We start from the raw sequence: 16,675 nt of genomic DNA on the forward strand, positions 1-16,675 counted from the left end.
TGTGTTAATCCTTAATCCAAATCTCTTGTCTGCGTTCAACCAAACTCAATCCAGAACCACACTGGACTGCTGCTTCGATACGATAAAATGTTTGACTATCCAACTTTTTATCGCCCCCGTCACACACAAGTGAAACTAATCGGCAGCTTCCGTAATCAATGCTCTCTGAGCTTGGCGCTTTACCATTGACTTTATTACTGCAATTGCTTCCCACATCTGGGCTTTCATCGTTAAGTGGGTATATTTCAGTGAGCGCCCACTCTGTTGAAGATTGAGCGTAAAACCATGCTTGTGTCCCTAAAAACTCACGAGTCATTGAGTTTTGATTGGACCAGTTAGTCTTTGTGAGCGTTGCTCCTAGATACCCCATCACAATAATCACGAACAGGCATACAATGAGCACATTTCCGCTGTTTTTCTGTTTATGGGACATTTAACACCTGCACATCTTGTTGGTAGGTACTAACTTCACCATTTTGTTCAAAAGCAAATTTGAGATAGACAATCCCACCAGTCTGTAAACTCACATTCGTGTAATCAAATTGACTTTCATCTGCCACGATATTTTCAACAACAGTGCCATTGCGAGTTAAGCGGTTACTACGCACACCTGTTTTGACAATGCAGTATTCAACTTTGGTTGCTAACTGATATAGATAAATACGATGAGCGATCGAATCGCTAGGTAAAGACGCCGTTAAGCTATAGCGATAAAAGTCGGCATTACCATTGCTATCATCACCATTTAAAGCAAGATCGTTATCAATCAAGTGATTACTCACAGCGCCTGATATCAAATCGTCATAGCGTGTAGGGTTAATAACAAAGCGTATCCCGTCGGAGGCTTTTAATGTACCTCCAGGAAAGTTTTCTCCAGTGATAAAAAGCAGATCGTTGCTGGTTGGTTCTTGAAAGTAATAACCGGAATTTAAAGTTGGAACAAACGACAGGCAGGATTCGTCAACCGTGTTTGTCATTGCAAAGCTATTGGGAACGGCGTGTCTAATTTCACGCGCCATTTTTTCTAGCACAAATTGAGCTTGGGTTTGAATTCTTTGTCTTGAACTTGCATCAACATACCCTTTCATCCCAACTTGAACATAACCTGCAATCCCCAGCATGATGATGCTACCAATAACAATGGCCAGCACGAGCTCTATGAGAGTGAAACCTCTTTGACTCATTAATAATTACCTCGGTAACCAACCAATGAAATCGCTAACGCGGAACCAGCAAATATATCTAGCTTCACTTGCTTCATTTTAGGGACACTTCCTTCGAGCTCTGTCGTTTTTACCGCAACCTCTACACGAAAATTGATATAACTACTGTCTGCACTATTACCGACAACATCTGAGAGTTGGTATTTTTCGCTACCTGACGGACAACTATTCTGAGTATTTTCGGTGTACCAACAACCAATATAATCATCAACGTCATTAAAAGCAGAGGGCGAAGCCTCTCCATCTCTTCCAAGAAGTGAGCAAGCGTCTGCCCCGCTTTCGCCGCAGCGGAGCATGCCACCGTTGTCATCATAATAATGGTCAAAATTGCGGGCCAAAATTTGCGACATCATGCTATGTCCTAAAGCAATGGCTCGACTTTGATAATGGGAGGTGGAAGCATCTTTAATTTGTGGTATCAATGCTGTCGAAAACATCACCATGGCGATGCCCATCAAGACGATCGCAATAATCATCTCAATAAGCGTCATTCCTCGAAGCGTTTTTTTGCCTTTCATCGTCATGAGCAACCACCTTTACTTACGTAACCTTGCTCATTAATTGTGACCGTACAGGTTTGAGAGCTATTATTTTCGCTAATAGAGATAGTGACCGAAGGAGGGGTCGGATTTCCTAGCAGATCAAATTGAACCTCTCGGACAGGAGAAAAAGTAACACTGCTATCTTCTACCCAATCACTACGACTACTGGACTGAGATGAGCAAGAGGCTTTTGAGCCGATACAATTGGTTGCTATGGATAGAATAAAATCGTTATTTCCTACCGCACTACTGACATTAGATTGCATGCGATTCACCTGGACTTGGCGAACAACAGAAATGACTTGATCTTGAATTGCGACGGCAGAAATACCAGTGCGTATAAATCGACTGGATGCATAAAGTGATAATATAGAGAGGATGACGATGACCATGATCAGCTCAATGAGAGTAAACCCTGATATCGTTGAGCGCGACTTCATACTGAGGAACCTTCGGCTTACAACAAGCGATTAAATTATAAGCAAAAAAGCATGGTAATTTTGGACTAAAATCACACTTCTTTTACATAGCAAACAAGATTGCTCTAGATTAGTTTTTCGATCTATCGATTTCTTCTTCAATTCGATCGTAAGTTTCTTTGTTGCTTAGCGTCTCAGAAACGTGCTCAGCGGTTTGCTTAGTTTGCTCCCACTTGGCTTCATAAGTTTCTGGTTCAAAGCTGATAAATCTTGGTAATACCACATAACCGACGACACCCAAGATAATCAGCACAACGACAAACTCTATTGCACTAAGACCCGATGATTTACGCATATGAACCATTCCGAGATTAATCAAAATAAAGAGATAAAGGCCAGACTAGCTGGCCTTTGAATTTAATTAATTGCCACAATCATTAACTGTAATTGTTGGTTCTTGTGCAGTTGGTAGCATCGAGTATTGAACAGAACAGTTAGAAGCATCATTGTTTCCTTCGTAACCAAATGTAATAGCGTTGCTACCTGATGTAATGACATTCCAATCTGTATCCAATCCTGTTACGGCGTTCATAATGCCATTCCCAGACGCCTCTGGATAACCATTTACTAGATTGATAGTTCGACCATTCTCAGTAATTGACTGCCCTTGAGAAACAGATTCCAAACCATCAATTGCAGCCTTGCCATATACAATACCTGCTGCGCCATCTAAAGCACCTTTAAGGCCTTGAAGAGCTGAGTTACGAGCATCATCTTGCAGGTTAAGGAAACGTGGTGCCGCAGTGACCGCTAGAATACCTAGGATTACAATAACCACTACTAGTTCGATAAGGGTGAAACCACCTTGTCTTTTCATTGTTTACTCTCTCTATGTAAGCATGCAGTGTGACTGCAAGGTTTCGTTTAGGTCACGCGACCATTTTGGATATTGTCAAAACGGTTTGGAGCAGCAACGTTCACTAAAACTGACCGTGAAGTGGATACTGTATCTACCGCTTGAGCAGAATGACGAATCGCCATTATTCCGAAAAGGTTTGATAACAAAGGTAATCATTTTATGGTTTACCTTTTATTACAACCTTAGGCTTATGGTAATGTTTGCATTATACCGACTTTCATTCCCATTTATAGTACTTAAGTGTCAAAAAATTCACTCCGCCGACATTTCGACGTCTATTATCAGTCGATTAGCGGTAGACATAACTACAATTGTTTGGCCACTTTCGTAAGTATAGTTGCAGATATAACGATTACTTTTGATTGTTCCGCTAATATCTAATAACTCACTAGCCATAATCTTACGTTGCGGGTAATGAACAGCTAACCAATATCCGCAATCGAGTACGCCTTGTTGTGTGAATGGCGACACCAACCCCCCTTCAGTCATGGTGAGTTGAAAACCATCCATTTCCATATGATTGGGCTCACCTTGCACTAACCACGCTTGGTGATAACGCTGAACACTGTCTAGCATCCAAACCTTTGCGAGTTTTGCACCTGTCGCTTGTGCTTCTTCAGTGACTGGCTGCAATTTAATAGCCATTCCAACCACGATGATGACCGCAACTAAGCCAAACATAATGAGCGTTGCTCGGCTTTGATTCTCAACCACGTATTAGCCGCCTTTGATGATGTCCAGCATCCCCCACATTGGTAAGAAAATACCCAATGCAAGTACCATCACCATCCCAGCGACAATGACCAAAAGTAATGGTTCTATTCTTGCCGTCAGTGTTTTAAGGTCATAATCCACTTCTCGATCATAAAAATCTGAGACTTCGAGCAAAAGTTCATCAATACGACCCGTTTCTTCACCAACGGCAATCATTTGAATAACTAATGGCGTAAAAATATTGCTGTTGATGGCGGTAACAGAAATGGTGCTACCCGCTTCGATGGCGGCTTTCATCTCTAAAATTCGATTTTCTAAAAAGCGGTTACCCAATGCTTCACCAGCAAGCGCCAAAGATTGGTTGAGCGGCACACCTGATTTCAACATCAACGAGAATGTTCGAGCAAAGCGCGACAATTGAGCGCGATTTACGATATCACCGACGATTGGTAAGCGGAGGCGAAATTTATCAAATTTCTCCCGCCCATCTGCTGTCGCAACCCAAGCTTTGAACACAAAGAATGCACCGACTATAGCGGCAATGAGCAATCCCCAGTAGTGAACAAAGAAGTTGGACGTCGCAATCAAGATCCGAGTTGGAAGCGGCAACTCAACCCCAAAACGAGTAAACATCGATGCAAACTCGGGGATAACCAGAATGTTCAGAATGAACATGGCGATGGTAATAAATACGATAACGAACGTCGGGTAGCGCATCGCGGCTTTAATGCGTTTACGTGTTTCTAGCTCTTGCTCATAGTAGTTTGCTAGCTGCAGTAATGCTTCATCGAGTCGACCGGTATTCTCACCCACGTTGATCATGGAAACGAATAACGGACTAAACACTTTGTTGTGCGGCTGCATCGCAGACGATAAGCCACGACCATTACTCAACTCAGAAACCACATCTTCTAGCGCTTCTTTAAGCTGTTTGTTCTCACAGTTTTGCAGTAAGCCGCGCATTGAGCGCAGCAAAGGCACACCAGCTTTAGTTAAGCTGAACAACTGACGAGAAAACAGGATAATCACTTCCAGTGGAATGGCAGGAACCAACAATTTAGACAAACTAACGTGGTTCTTTACGCCTTCTTTCTCTAATCGCAGATTGAGCGGGATGATCCCTTTATTCATCAACGCTTCCGCTGCGGCTTCTGAATTCACCGCATCGACTTTGCCACTGGTTGATGAGCCGTCTAATGTGCGGCCTTGATAACGAAAAGTTGGCATTCACTTACCTACATGAAAATGGGATCAGTTTTACCCGAAGCGTCACCCTCGCCGAGGGTCATCACTTCATCCAGGCTCACAGCACCTTGCAGTGCAAGCTCCATTGCTGAGGCAAGAAGCGGTTTGTAGTTTTCTGAACGTCGAGCCGCTTGTGCAAAGCCAACCGCATCATTCGCGCGCAGCTTATCCATCATCTCATGTTCCAGCTCAAGCATTTCAAACACACCGATTCGACCTCGATATCCCGTCAAGTTACAGTTTTGACAACCTGCTCCTTTGTGAAAAGTCACCCCAACTTGATTTGGAAAACGCCCTGCTAACCATTGTTGACGCGACTCATCGAGATGATCTTGGGTTTTACAATCTGGACAAACACGGCGAACCAATCGCTGAGCCACAACGGCACGCACGGCGCTGGCAACGAGATAGCCTGGCGCACCCATGTCGATCATACGCAGTGCGCTGTCGACCGCATCGTTGGTATGCAACGTACTCAATACTAAGTGGCCGGTTAGTGCTGCTCGCAAGCCAATCTCTACCGTCTCTTGGTCACGCATCTCACCAATCAAAATGATGTCAGGGTCTTGACGCAAGAAGGTGCGTAGCACGCGTGAAAACGTTAAGTCGATCTTGCTGTTGATCTGTACTTGCGTGATGCGTGGTAAACGGTATTCCACCGGATCTTCTGCGGTGATGATCTTTTTACCCGGTTCATTGAGCTCACTCAACGCGCCGTAAAGTGTCGTGGTTTTCCCCGATCCCGTAGGGCCAGTTACCAAAATCATGCCATGAGGACGAGATAACTGACGACGCAAGCGTGCCAGTAGCTCAGGCGGTAAACCCGATTCTTCTAATGGACGTAAGCCTGACGACTGGTTAAGCAGACGCATTACAACCGATTCACCGTACTGAGTCGGTAACGTCGACATACGAATATCAATCGATTGGCCACGAACTTTGATGTTGAAGCGACCATCTTGTGGCAGACGCTTCTCAGAAATATCCAAGTGCGCCATCAACTTAAGGCGTAATACCAATGCAGAAGCGATGTTCACTTCGTTCAGAATGGTTTCATGCAGCACACCATCGACACGCTGGCGTAAACGCAGGACTTTATCGTCTGGTTCGATATGGATATCCGATGCACCAACTTGCACCGCGTCTTCAAACATCGAATTAACCAGTTTTACCACGGTGACTTCTTCACTGTCGGCTTCATCGATGCCATAGTCAAAGCTTTGTACGTCTTGGTGCTCTGCTTGTAACTGCTCAGCAAAGGACGCGATCTCTTTGGTACGGCGGTAGTAACGGTCGAAACTGCTGATCAACTGACGCTCAGAGGCAATGATGAACTCAAGGTTGTACTCACCTAGCAAGTTCATTAAAGACTCTTGGGTAAACAGATCCGCCGGATCACTCATCGCAACACGTAAAGTGTCACCATTACGAGCCACCACCATTGCACGTAAACGACGAGCATGCACTTCTGGCAGTATTTGCACCGCATCCGCATCCACTGGAGCGCGTCCAAGATCGATCAACGGTAATCCTAGTTGCTGAGACAAGAACTCCAGCATTTGCTTTTCGGTAATAAACCCGAGGTCAATCAGGGCATCACCTAACTTTTGTCCGGTACTGCGCTGAGCGGATAGAGCTTGCTGAATTTGATCTTCCGATACGATGCCTTCTTCAACGAGTAGGTCACCTAAGCGTTTTCTCAACTGAATTTTCATTGTGCGCTCTCCAGTTGCTTTAAGATGGTTAATCGATCGCGAATAAAAGCTTGCGACTGATTCGAGATCCCTACTTTACCTAACGCTTCGTTGTAAGAGTTAATCGCAGCAGTAAAAGTGAGCGCTCGCTCTTGCTGAATCGCCAAACCAAGCCACCACCGGGCATTGTCTGGCTCGCGTTGAGTCAGTAGCTGGTAGCTTTCTAATGCGATGTCGTTTTGCTTTTGTTTCTGCGCAAGGGCTGCGCGCATTGCCAAGTAATCTCGACTCGGCATTGGAGGCAAGTGAACCAGTGGGCTCAGTGCCGCAGAAGGCTGATTGGCTTTAACCAATAGCTTCGACAACGCGAGTCTTAGTGGTTGGTTATCCTTATCAAGGTTGATGCCTTCTTGCAGGATTTCGTAAGACTTTCTGGTATCCCCTTTACCGAAATAAAGCGCCGCCAGCTTTTGACGCGTTTCGATATTGCTTGGCTCATAACGCAATGCTTCGGTATAAGCAGAAAGCGCCGTTTCCATATCGTTTGCATCAATGGCTTTTTCTGCTCGACTGATCGCTTTCAACGATAACTGACGGTGTGAAAGTTCAACTTGCTCAATGCGCATTGAACTCTCTTCAACCAAATTGGTGGTCGTATTGCTCGGTGCATTCGCTACTTGCGCGATCAGCATCGGAGCGTCTGAACTCATATCCACATCCGCACGTGAACCAAATACGCCCTCACTAGGTTGAGGCGTTGGTAAAGCTGCAACTGCTTGCGGTTTTTCTACAGGTTTAGAATAAACCACGTTGCTGGTTTCTGGTGTCATCTTATTGGTAGGAGAAGATGCCAGACGGTCAGCATTAGCGGTGTCTAAAGGTTGCGTTGCGCTTGGTTGGAACGATGTGATCTCATCTGAAGGTGTAGGGCCTTGGGACACAGCCCAGCCGCCGACGGCAAGACTTAATGAAAAACCAGCAACCAACCACAACCAGGGCTTACTGCGTGAGACATTCGGAATCTCAGCACGAGTAAGTTCACTCGGTGATGTTTTTTCAGCAAGTTCAGATAATGCTTTATTGATGGCACTCAAGGTTGACTCCATCCCCAAAATACGGGTGTTTTAAACTTAGGTTTACGGGCATCAAACGTATCGTGCATGGCCGCATAAACGTGGTGATTTTTCAGTAAGGTACAACGGTCGTTAAACGCAGCTAACAGAGCTTTATGACTAATTTGGTTGATCAACCTTGGTATGCCCATGGCTGAACGCCAAATCGCTTTTTTCTGTTCAATGGAGAAAATGTGCGACCCATTACCCGCTTTGTCTAAGCGGTTATTGATGTACGCAACTCCTTCATCGACAGACAACGGACGCAGCCCACAACTGAACGTAATGCGTTGACGAAACTGTCGTAATTCGTGCATGGACAAGCGTTCATCCAATTCAGGCTGACCGAAAAGTACCAACTGAATCAATTTGTCTTGCTCGGTTTCTAAATTGCCGAACAAGCGCAGTGTTTCTAAAGCCTCAGGAGAAAGAGCTTGAGCTTCATCGACGATCAGAACGGTTTTCTTCCCGGTTGAATGCACACGAATCAAGTGTTCTTGAATTAAAGAAACAATGCGCAATGGATCGTCATTATCAATACCTAGCTCTCTTGCCACGGCAAACTGTAATTGCTCTCCGTTGAGCACAGGATTGGGTAGATAGACCAATTCCACTTGCGATTCGATCTGTTCAATCAGCTTGCGACAAACCATGGTTTTGCCCGTACCAACTTCACCTGTCACCTTAATCACCCCTTCTCCCATCTGCACGGCGGCTAAGATGGTTTGAATCGCCTCATAGTGAGGCACTAACCCCAAAAACATTTCCGTATTTGGGGTCAGTGAGAAAGGTTGAACTCGAAATCCAAAATGCGACAAGTACATAACGAATCACAAACTCTTTGAAAAGCGAACGTTTCTTCTGCGCTTATTGCGCATCAGGGAACCACTCTTGCAGCAAATCACGCGAGCGCTCTAGCTCTTTTTGCCAAGAGTTCACGCCAACAACGGTCGGTTTAAGCAGAATAACTAGCTCGGTTTTTTGCGTCACATTCGAAGTGTTTCGGAACAAGTGCCCCAGAGCAGGCACGTCGCCAAGGAATGGGACTTTTGACACTTGCTCGACATTTTGTTGCTTCATCAAGCCGCCGATAACCACAACATCGCCATCTTTCGCACGAATGACCGAATCAGATTCTCGAATCGAGCTTTTTGCCAAAGGCAATTGAATGTTTTGAAAATCACCACCAAGATTTAACTGCTTCACTTCTTCTGTGACTTCAATGACCGCTGGATGCACATGCAAGAACACGTTGCCCTTGTTGTCGATTTGTGGCGTCACATCAAGTGAAATGCCCGAGAAGAATGGCGTCAGTTCTACTTCAGGGACCGCATTAGAGTTTTCACCATTACCCGCATTACTGGAAAGCTCAGTCACGAAGTACTGATCGGTACCAACTTTGATCACTGATTTTTGGTTGTTCGCCGCCGTAATACGTGGGCTTGAGAGCACATTTAGGTCGCCTTGGGTCGACATAAAGTTTAATACAGCCTCGAAGTTACCATCAGAGATCGTAACGTTGGTTTGACCGCCAAGAAGCGTACCAATCGCATCTAATGGAGGCAGAGCAGAAGCGGGGCGATTAACAATGATACTGCCTGAGTTACCAATTGACGCCGATAAGTTAGACCAGTTAATACCTTGCTGGTAACCATCGCTGAGCGTGACTTCTAAGATTTTCGCTTCAAGAATCACCTGGCGCTGCATTCGTTCTTGAGATACACCCAAAAACTCACGCACTTCACGAATATCATCAGGGAAAGCTCGCACGGTGATCACACCAGCTTGTGGCGTAACTACCACACTTTGGCCTTTACCCGAACCAATTAAGTTCGCCACCGCTTGTTGCAACATTGGCCAAAAATCACTTTCGGTGATGGTTTCAATGCGCGTTCCGCCTGTTGATGTCGTCGAGCTATCATTGCCGTTATTGCTGTTGTTGGAATCTGAAGAGTCAGAGCTGTCTGAACTACCACCAGAATTGGACGTACCAGCTGAAGTAACGGAACCCGTGACTATGCTCGTCAGTGAGCGACCTGAGCGTTTAAACTGTAGGTAGTCGACTGGAATCGTCACCGTACGCATACCTGCCGGATAAACTTGGATTACTTTGCCCGATTTCATGACATCGTAACCGTACATGTTTTGTACAACGCTAAGCACTTCATCTAATGTCACGTCAGAAAGGTTGACCGTGATATTGCCTTGAACCGCTGGATGAATCGCAACGCTGTATTCTGTCCCTTTTACCAACGAAGCAAAGAAACTTCTCGCCTCTACTGCATTGGCTTGGATACGAAAACGCTTTGACGTTCCGTTATCAGAAGAAACATTGGAGTCTAAGTTAGGCATAAGATCCGCTTCTACCGAAGAAGGAATTTCCTCCAACGCGCGGCTATTCGCTTGATTGATAGATTCATTGAGAGCTTGCTTCACTTCAACCGGATCGCGGTGACCCATCGAACATCCCATTAAAGAAGCAATCGTTATTCCTACAACTAATTTGCGCATATCTGATCAGGCTCTGGTTATTATTTTTTTACGTTTAAACCAAAAAGCTCAAGGTTCCACTGACGGCTACCACGCTTTAAAGTTACAAATTCACTATTGATGCTTGCTACTCGATAACCGTTAAACAGTTCACCCTGTTCGACAAGTCGGTTATTCATGATTGCGACACATTCGGTATTTGGCTTACAGACAATGCTGTTCAGTGTCGGCAAGCGGTATTGTTTCGCTTTGGGCTTGGCAGACACCTCTGCTGGTTTTTGCCAACCAAGTGGTGCAGTTGGATCCTGATTTGCCAAGACTGAACCAGACAAGGCGATAGCCGCGATTGAGATAATGAGTTTTTTAACCACCGATAAACTCCTCTCGAGAACCTAATGTGTACACTTCAAGCACTAACTTCGCTTTTGGATATTCTTCTACTTTGTAACTGAAGCTACGCCAAAAATAGCTGGCAGGTAAGCTCTCTAACTTGTTTAAGTAGTTGGCAATAGAAAAGTAGTCACCAGTTAGCTCCATACGCACTGGGTGTACGTAGTAGCCAGAGTATTGTGATGCTTCTTTATCTTCTGTGATCGGCTCAGATGGCAGAGTCTGCAATGACACCAAGTGAATGCCACTTTGCTGCTCTAATACGCTCTCTAATACGCCCGCCATTTGTGAAGGCGTTACCAAGTGTTCAATAATTTGCGACAACTGCATCGAAAGATGCTGACTTTCCGTCAACAGGTTGGAAATTTCCAAATCAATATCTGCGTTTGGATCTTTCTTCAATTGAGCCTTAACACGTAAAATATCAATTTCTGTTTTTTGGTTTGACTGCTTTAAGTTACTCAGCTGTCTTTCATTGTTTGAGATCTGATTGAGCTTAGGTTCTAGCACCAACGTAAACAGCAACATAACTACAGTCACGAAGCCACACAGCGCCACCAGCATTTTCTCGCGCGCGCTCATGTCTCCAAAGCGCTCTTCTAATGAGCTCCAGAATTCGTTCATTTCTCTTTATCCTCGCGCGTTTTCAACTCAAACGTCACTATGTCTTTCTCATTGCGACCGATTTTCACGTCGTCAAATGTTCGCCCAACAAGACTGATCTCATTCTTGAACTGGCTTACCCAACTCGGCACTGAACTCGGAGCTTTCGCTAAGCCTTTTAAATCCAAGGTGTTGTTGTTGATGCGAATTTCGGATAAAGAGATTTCTTGGTTGCCCAATTTTGCTAATGACTGCATCACACCTGAGTAACCCGTGCGTTGCGAATCATCGTACTTGCCCACCGCTTTCAAGGAATCTCGCTTAGCTTTGACTTCACGCTCTAGACGCGCTTTGGCCGCTAACTTATTTGGATCAGGCTGATGCTTTCGCAGCTTCACTTGGTAGTAATCTAAGTCAGATTTAAGAATATCGCCCTTGCCTTTCACAATCGCGATTTCATCTTCCAAACCTTCACTTTGCCAAGACACGTAGCCGTAAGACAACAGAATCACAGCCGCAGCCGCACCCCAAGAAATCGCCACATTTTTTAGCGTAAGGAGATCTTTTTTCGGCTTTAAATGATCAGGATATAGATTGACGCGTCGATTTGTAGACGCCGCCGCCGCATCCGCAAGCACATGACCAGAGAGTTCATGTTCTTCAGGCAGTAGTGACGATACTTTGGTGCTTAAGCGGTAGTTAAGCGACTGAACCAATTCGTTCTCATCTTCTTCATCACAGCACACTTTCAATTGGTGCAACTGAACCTGACGAAGCTGAGCAGAGAGGTAGTCTATCGAACGTTGCAGCTCCAGAGACAAACTGTCCATCTGTAGCTCGCTTGACGGTACACCAGTAAGAGGAGGTGTCACGCTACGAATCGAACGATGGAATGCAATGGTGTGCTCAACAAAAGCACTGATGCGGAAATGCCCACGCGCGCTGCGTTGCAGCAACAAAAAGTTACCAAGCTCACCAGCGGTACCACCCCAAACATCATCTTCCGGAATGATCGCTTCTAACGGCAATTGAGCACGACTAGCCAGTAGCACAATTTTATCAAGCATCTTTCTTGATAAAACATAAGCTTGCACTTTACTTGAGTTTGGTAGCTCTACCGCATCAGCGATGATATCGATGGCACGCTCAGAAATAAGCTCTTTGAGTAAAAACGGCAGCGCCGCCGACCACTCTTGGCGTGGCATGGCTGGCTTGTCGATTTGATACATCTGATAGTAGTTGTGTGACAGCACTACGGTCAGAGAATCATAAGCGCTCGCGGCAACGCTTAACGCTTGCTCAACAGCGCGTTCCCAATTTGATTCAGAAATTTCAAACTGAGACGGACGGCCACTTTTAGCTGGTGATGATAAATAAACTGCGTCTGGCTGAATAACCAAAAAGCAAGAGCGACCACCACCAGATGATCGCATCAGCTTGTCGAATACTGCTTTAAATTCCATGATTATTATCTTTATTTTTTCCGCCAGCGATTTCGTCTTCCCAATTTAACTTGGGATTCTGATTGAGAATGTTGCGCTGTTTGTGGGCGAGGAAGATATTGCTGCTCTGCAGAAAAATAGCGTCCTTGTCCGCCGTACACACCTAATTCAAGAAGCGTGTTTAGCTCTTGTTGATTCTCAATTCCCACTGCTATGATTTTGGTTTTGCTGTTCGCCGCTGCACCTAGCATACTGCGGACAAAAAGCTGGTTCTCATGTCGCTGATCGATTTTTGCTACCAAGCTGCGATGAAGCTTGAGATAACGAATGTCCACTTCTTTTAGGTAGTGAGTGCTGACGATGGTTCGTCCCGCTTGCCCCACCATGAGATGGCATCCCAAACCGGCCAGCATTTTAGCGACTGGTCGCATAAAGTCTAAGTGTCTTACAAATTGTGCTTCCACAAACTCAAAATTGAGACACTTTCTCTGCTCGCGTGACAACTGTAAAAGTTCATCACGAAACCACTTGAAGTATTCGCGACTCGAAAAAGGCGTCACATTTAGATTTAGAGCATAATTTTTAGAGCTGTCAAAATTCTCTTTAAAGTCTTTTAAGAATTTATGAAGTACAGCTCTATCCATTTGAGCTTCATAGCCCACTTGTCTGATAGCAGAGATAAACCGGGACGCTTTAACAATGCCATTTTCAGGATCCCGAATTCGACATGTTAACTCTTCGTGTAAGGCTTTTTTATGCGTCGCATCACTTATTGAGTGAACCGATTGTGCGTAGAGTATCACATTTTCTGATGTAAGTGCCGTATCAAATAACGTACGCCATCTCACACTTCCGCGCGCTTCTTCATCGTGGTTCCATTTCTTAAAACGGCTCCAGTTATTGTTGTTTTGTAGCTGCGCACTTCTGAGTGCCGTTTCCGCCTCATCAATAATTTGGCTGTGTCGCTCTCCCTCTTTGTACATAGTGATACCAATATGGCACCAGTTGTCGGGGTCGAGCGGATCTGGCGGCGTAAGTTTCTCTAGTTGACGAATACATTGTGAGGCCAAGTTGGCAACATCTTTGGCGCTTTGATGAGGTAAGAACAGTGCAAAATCGGCATCGTAATAACGAGAGAACACCACGTCTGGGTAACGCTGCACTAAATTGGATAACAAGCTGCCGACTTCAACAATAAACTCGTCGGTGATTTGCTTATCTTGCTCTTCTTCCACGAGCTTCCAATCTTGAATACGAATCAGCAAGACCGCGCCACGTGCGCCACTCTCTAAAAGAGCCGATTCCAGCTTGCTATCAAAGAGCACTCGATTGGCTGTTCCAGTGAGCTTATCGAGAAAAGTTTGAGTGCGGATAAAGGTATCAAAGCGGCTGCGCTCCTGACGCGCATCCTGTAATTCTTCGATCAACACATCGAGTGCTTCACTCGCGGTGTAAGGCCACTCTTTTTTATCTCCCTTGGCGTATTGCTCAACTCGCCCCGCCAAGATCATTCTTCCTCGCTCTTCCAGCATTTCTGAACCAGCAAGCTGCTCTTTTAGCCACGCAACACCGCGCATCAAACAAAAGATGATCAAAATAACGGCAAGAGTGATCGACCACAACGCCTGCATGGAGTAGCTGTAACCTAAGTAGGGAGGGATGGCTTTAAAACGGATGACATAGTCTTGATTGTGAGTCAGCTGGTACTCAGTTTCAAACAAGGCCGACGCTTCTATTTGATGCGAAGTGTCTTTGAACCGATAAACGACGGCGTTGTTTGTCGAGAGCGTCATTTCAACGATGTTGCTTGCTTGCAACATTTTGGGCATCCAACGCTGCATAGAATAAGCTGCATCAGGATCTTCCATCTCTTTATCAACAACCTCGACAATCCCTTCCAAGTAGTGGGTAAGATATTCTTGCCCAAGTCGTTTGAAAGAGAGGGTGCCGCCGACAAACAAGATAAACATTGCGCATATAACGATCATGGTGACAAAAGCCACCAGCCGCGTGCTTAGCTTAAGAGTTGGGGTATACCTCATGAATACCAAATTCCTTTTCTATTCATCATATACCTTATTGAAATATTTATACTTGATAAGTGCTCGGCAAACAATCGGATTAGTCTGATTGTGAGAGTTGGAAGCATATAGAGAATTGCTTTCATTGATAAGCTTTATCGTTAGTGCGAAGTGATTAAAAAGATCGGGCTCACATGCTGAATTCAGGCAATAAAAAAGCCGCGATATTCGCGGCCTTTTCGATTCAAACATAGCGGGGATTCAGAACGGAATATCGTCATCAAAATCCATTGGTGGCTCGTTGTATTGCTGCTGTGGTTGCTGCGGAGCCTGTTGCTGCTGTTGAGGTGCATTGTATTGCTGCTGAGCCGGTTGTTGAGGTTGACCCCAACCGCCTTGCTGCTGTTGTTGACCGCCCATTGCAGGAGCGCCACCTTGAGCACGGCCACCAAGCATTTGCATTACACCATTGAAACCTTGAACCACAACTTCTGTTGAGTAGCGATCTTGGCCACTTTGGTCTTGCCATTTACGAGTTTGAAGTTGGCCTTCAACGTAAACTTGTGAACCTTTACGCAGGTATTCACCAGCAACTTCTGCCAACTTACCGAACAACACAACACGGTGCCATTCTGTTTTTTCGCGCTGTTCGCCAGTCGCTTTGTCACGCCATGACTCAGAAGTAGCAATCGTGATGTTTGCTACCGCACCGCCATTAGGCATGTAACGAATTTCAGGGTCGTTACCTAGATTCCCCACCAAAATAACTTTGTTAATTCCACGGCTGGCCATGATGTGCTCCGTTTCACTCTGGATCTGTATATTAATTTTAGCGCAATAGAATACACGCTTTGATGTTTTGGTTAAAGCCCAATGCCATTGTGTTCGATCACGCCCTACGCTAGAACCAAAATCTCAGTTCAACTTTCATATGTAGCATTTTTGATTCGCGTTGCAGACTTCATTCGTGAACCTTTGAATCTCAACGCATTTATTCACCAAAGCTATAGCTCTCCCCATACTTTAATGCCAACTTACGGCCTCTACTGAACCTTGGGAGATTTGAACACGTGAGAAAGTCGGCTTACGCAAGAAAGCTATTTCTGATTAGTATGGAAGACGATGCTGCGCAAAAAGTCGCATCATTAGAAAAGTACATCGATATGAGCATTCCTGTAATCTCAACCGATGCCCTAATGGAAGCGAAACCCGAACATCGAAATAAAATTCTACTCATTGACTTCAGTGAACATAAATCACTCGTTCAATCGATTAAAAACCTGCCATTGGTTTGGAAGAACTTTGAGACGGTCGTGTTCAACGTTCCAAAGCGCCTCACTACGGATGAACTGCTCGCCTTCGGTCAATTAAAAGGCTTGTTTTACAGCGAAGATTCTTTAGAACAAGTCGGCGAAGGACTGAAAGGCATTGTCAACGGGCAAAACTGGCTACCACGCAACGTAACCAGCCAACTGCTGCACTACTATCGAAATGTGATAAATACTCACACCGCGCCAGCAACCGTCGATCTCACCATTCGTGAACTGCAAGTGCTGCGTTGTCTGCAAGCCGGGGCATCGAATAGCCAGATGGCAGAAGAACTGTTTGTTAGCGAATTTACGATCAAGTCGCACCTGTATCAGATCTTTAAAAAGCTCTCAGTGAAAAACCGAGTTCAAGCCATTGCTTGGGCCGATCAAAACTTGATGTCTTAACCTTACATTCATGTATTAAGACGACTAATAGAACCTGAGATTACGAGCCCAGCGAGTCGAATAGTGAACACAACGAGAGAGTAAGTTTCCTGTTTATTGTTAGACATAGCTCCTCAACAGCGGCACGGCCTGACTGATCATGCTTT

Annotated in this window: 18 protein-coding genes; 1 reads left to right on the plus strand and 17 read right to left on the minus strand. The window is 45.2% G+C overall.

Going from position 1 to position 16,675, the window contains the following annotated elements; translation table 11 throughout:
- Nucleotides 1-4 precede the first annotated feature (4 nt).
- From UF05_RS13550 to UF05_RS13630, 17 genes are all read right to left on the minus strand, one after another.
- Nucleotides 5-433, minus strand: a complete 429-nt coding sequence (locus tag UF05_RS13550; protein ID WP_025552718.1) for an MSHA biogenesis protein MshP — start codon at nt 431-433, stop codon at nt 5-7.
- The gene (locus tag UF05_RS13555; protein WP_025574980.1) at nt 423-1,184 is read right to left on the minus strand and encodes a PilW family protein; all 762 of its coding nucleotides are present in this window, start codon (nt 1,182-1,184) and stop codon (nt 423-425) included. The genes UF05_RS13550 and UF05_RS13555 overlap by 11 nt, the downstream gene beginning before the upstream one ends.
- Nucleotides 1,184-1,747 carry a type IV pilus modification PilV family protein gene (locus UF05_RS13560; RefSeq protein ID WP_025545968.1) on the minus strand — a complete coding sequence of 188 codons (564 nt, stop codon included), beginning with the start codon at nt 1,745-1,747 and terminating at the stop codon, nt 1,184-1,186. Before UF05_RS13560 ends, UF05_RS13555 begins: the two co-directional genes overlap by 1 nt.
- Nucleotides 1,744-2,205 (minus strand): type II secretion system protein, encoded by a 462-nt coding sequence (locus UF05_RS13565; protein WP_025545966.1) that lies wholly within the window; start codon nt 2,203-2,205, stop codon nt 1,744-1,746. Before UF05_RS13565 ends, UF05_RS13560 begins: the two co-directional genes overlap by 4 nt.
- Before the next feature lie 109 nt (nt 2,206-2,314).
- On the minus strand, nt 2,315-2,539 hold the full coding sequence (locus UF05_RS13570) for a hypothetical protein (RefSeq protein ID WP_031821277.1): 225 nt from the start codon (nt 2,537-2,539) through the stop codon (nt 2,315-2,317).
- A 66-nt stretch (nt 2,540-2,605) separates the two neighbouring features.
- A complete protein-coding gene (locus UF05_RS13575; RefSeq protein WP_021822980.1) occupies nt 2,606-3,061 on the minus strand; it encodes a type II secretion system protein in 456 nt (151 codons plus the stop codon).
- A gap of 294 nt (nt 3,062-3,355) precedes the next feature.
- Nucleotides 3,356-3,817: an MSHA biogenesis protein MshF gene (locus tag UF05_RS13580; RefSeq protein ID WP_005456302.1), complete on the minus strand. Its 462-nt coding sequence runs from the start codon at nt 3,815-3,817 to the stop codon at nt 3,356-3,358.
- 3 nt (nt 3,818-3,820) lie between these two features.
- Nucleotides 3,821-5,044 (minus strand): type II secretion system F family protein, encoded by a 1,224-nt coding sequence (locus UF05_RS13585; protein WP_025631444.1) that lies wholly within the window; start codon nt 5,042-5,044, stop codon nt 3,821-3,823.
- A gap of 8 nt (nt 5,045-5,052) precedes the next feature.
- On the minus strand, nt 5,053-6,777 hold the full coding sequence (locus tag UF05_RS13590; protein WP_005456306.1) for a GspE/PulE family protein: 1,725 nt from the start codon (nt 6,775-6,777) through the stop codon (nt 5,053-5,055).
- A complete protein-coding gene (locus tag UF05_RS13595) occupies nt 6,774-7,850 on the minus strand; it encodes a tetratricopeptide repeat protein (RefSeq protein WP_029851997.1) in 1,077 nt (358 codons plus the stop codon). Before UF05_RS13595 ends, UF05_RS13590 begins: the two co-directional genes overlap by 4 nt.
- Complete coding sequence (locus UF05_RS13600; RefSeq protein ID WP_005497278.1) at nt 7,847-8,692, minus strand: ExeA family protein; 846 nt, start codon at nt 8,690-8,692, stop codon at nt 7,847-7,849. Before UF05_RS13600 ends, UF05_RS13595 begins: the two co-directional genes overlap by 4 nt.
- 43 nt (nt 8,693-8,735) lie before the next feature.
- The gene (gene mshL / locus UF05_RS13605) at nt 8,736-10,379 is read right to left on the minus strand and encodes a pilus (MSHA type) biogenesis protein MshL (RefSeq protein WP_005456314.1); all 1,644 of its coding nucleotides are present in this window, start codon (nt 10,377-10,379) and stop codon (nt 8,736-8,738) included.
- A 20-nt stretch (nt 10,380-10,399) separates the two neighbouring features.
- Nucleotides 10,400-10,729 (minus strand): MSHA biogenesis protein MshK, encoded by a 330-nt coding sequence (locus tag UF05_RS13610; RefSeq protein WP_005481006.1) that lies wholly within the window; start codon nt 10,727-10,729, stop codon nt 10,400-10,402.
- Nucleotides 10,722-11,372, minus strand: coding sequence for a type II secretion system protein GspM (gene gspM / locus UF05_RS13615; RefSeq protein WP_005497276.1), 651 nt, complete (start codon nt 11,370-11,372; stop codon nt 10,722-10,724). The genes UF05_RS13610 and gspM overlap by 8 nt, the downstream gene beginning before the upstream one ends.
- Entirely contained in the window at nt 11,369-12,814 is a 1,446-nt protein-coding gene (locus UF05_RS13620; RefSeq protein WP_045544925.1) for a hypothetical protein, read from the minus strand. The genes gspM and UF05_RS13620 overlap by 4 nt, the downstream gene beginning before the upstream one ends.
- 11 nt (nt 12,815-12,825) lie before the next feature.
- Complete coding sequence (csrD, locus tag UF05_RS13625; RefSeq protein WP_011106082.1) at nt 12,826-14,835, minus strand: RNase E specificity factor CsrD; 2,010 nt, start codon at nt 14,833-14,835, stop codon at nt 12,826-12,828.
- Between the two features lie 240 nt (nt 14,836-15,075).
- The gene (locus UF05_RS13630; RefSeq protein WP_005466625.1) at nt 15,076-15,606 is read right to left on the minus strand and encodes a single-stranded DNA-binding protein; all 531 of its coding nucleotides are present in this window, start codon (nt 15,604-15,606) and stop codon (nt 15,076-15,078) included.
- 278 nt (nt 15,607-15,884) lie between these two features.
- Here UF05_RS13630 and UF05_RS13635 point away from each other — a divergent pair, with 278 nt between their 5' ends.
- Entirely contained in the window at nt 15,885-16,529 is a 645-nt protein-coding gene (locus UF05_RS13635; RefSeq protein ID WP_005480993.1) for a LuxR C-terminal-related transcriptional regulator, read from the plus strand.
- The last annotated feature ends 146 nt before the right edge of the window (nt 16,530-16,675 follow it).

Origin of the sequence: Vibrio sp. S457-15 (assembly GCF_000960545.1) — a bacterium.
GTDB lineage: Bacteria > Pseudomonadota > Gammaproteobacteria > Enterobacterales > Vibrionaceae > Vibrio > Vibrio parahaemolyticus.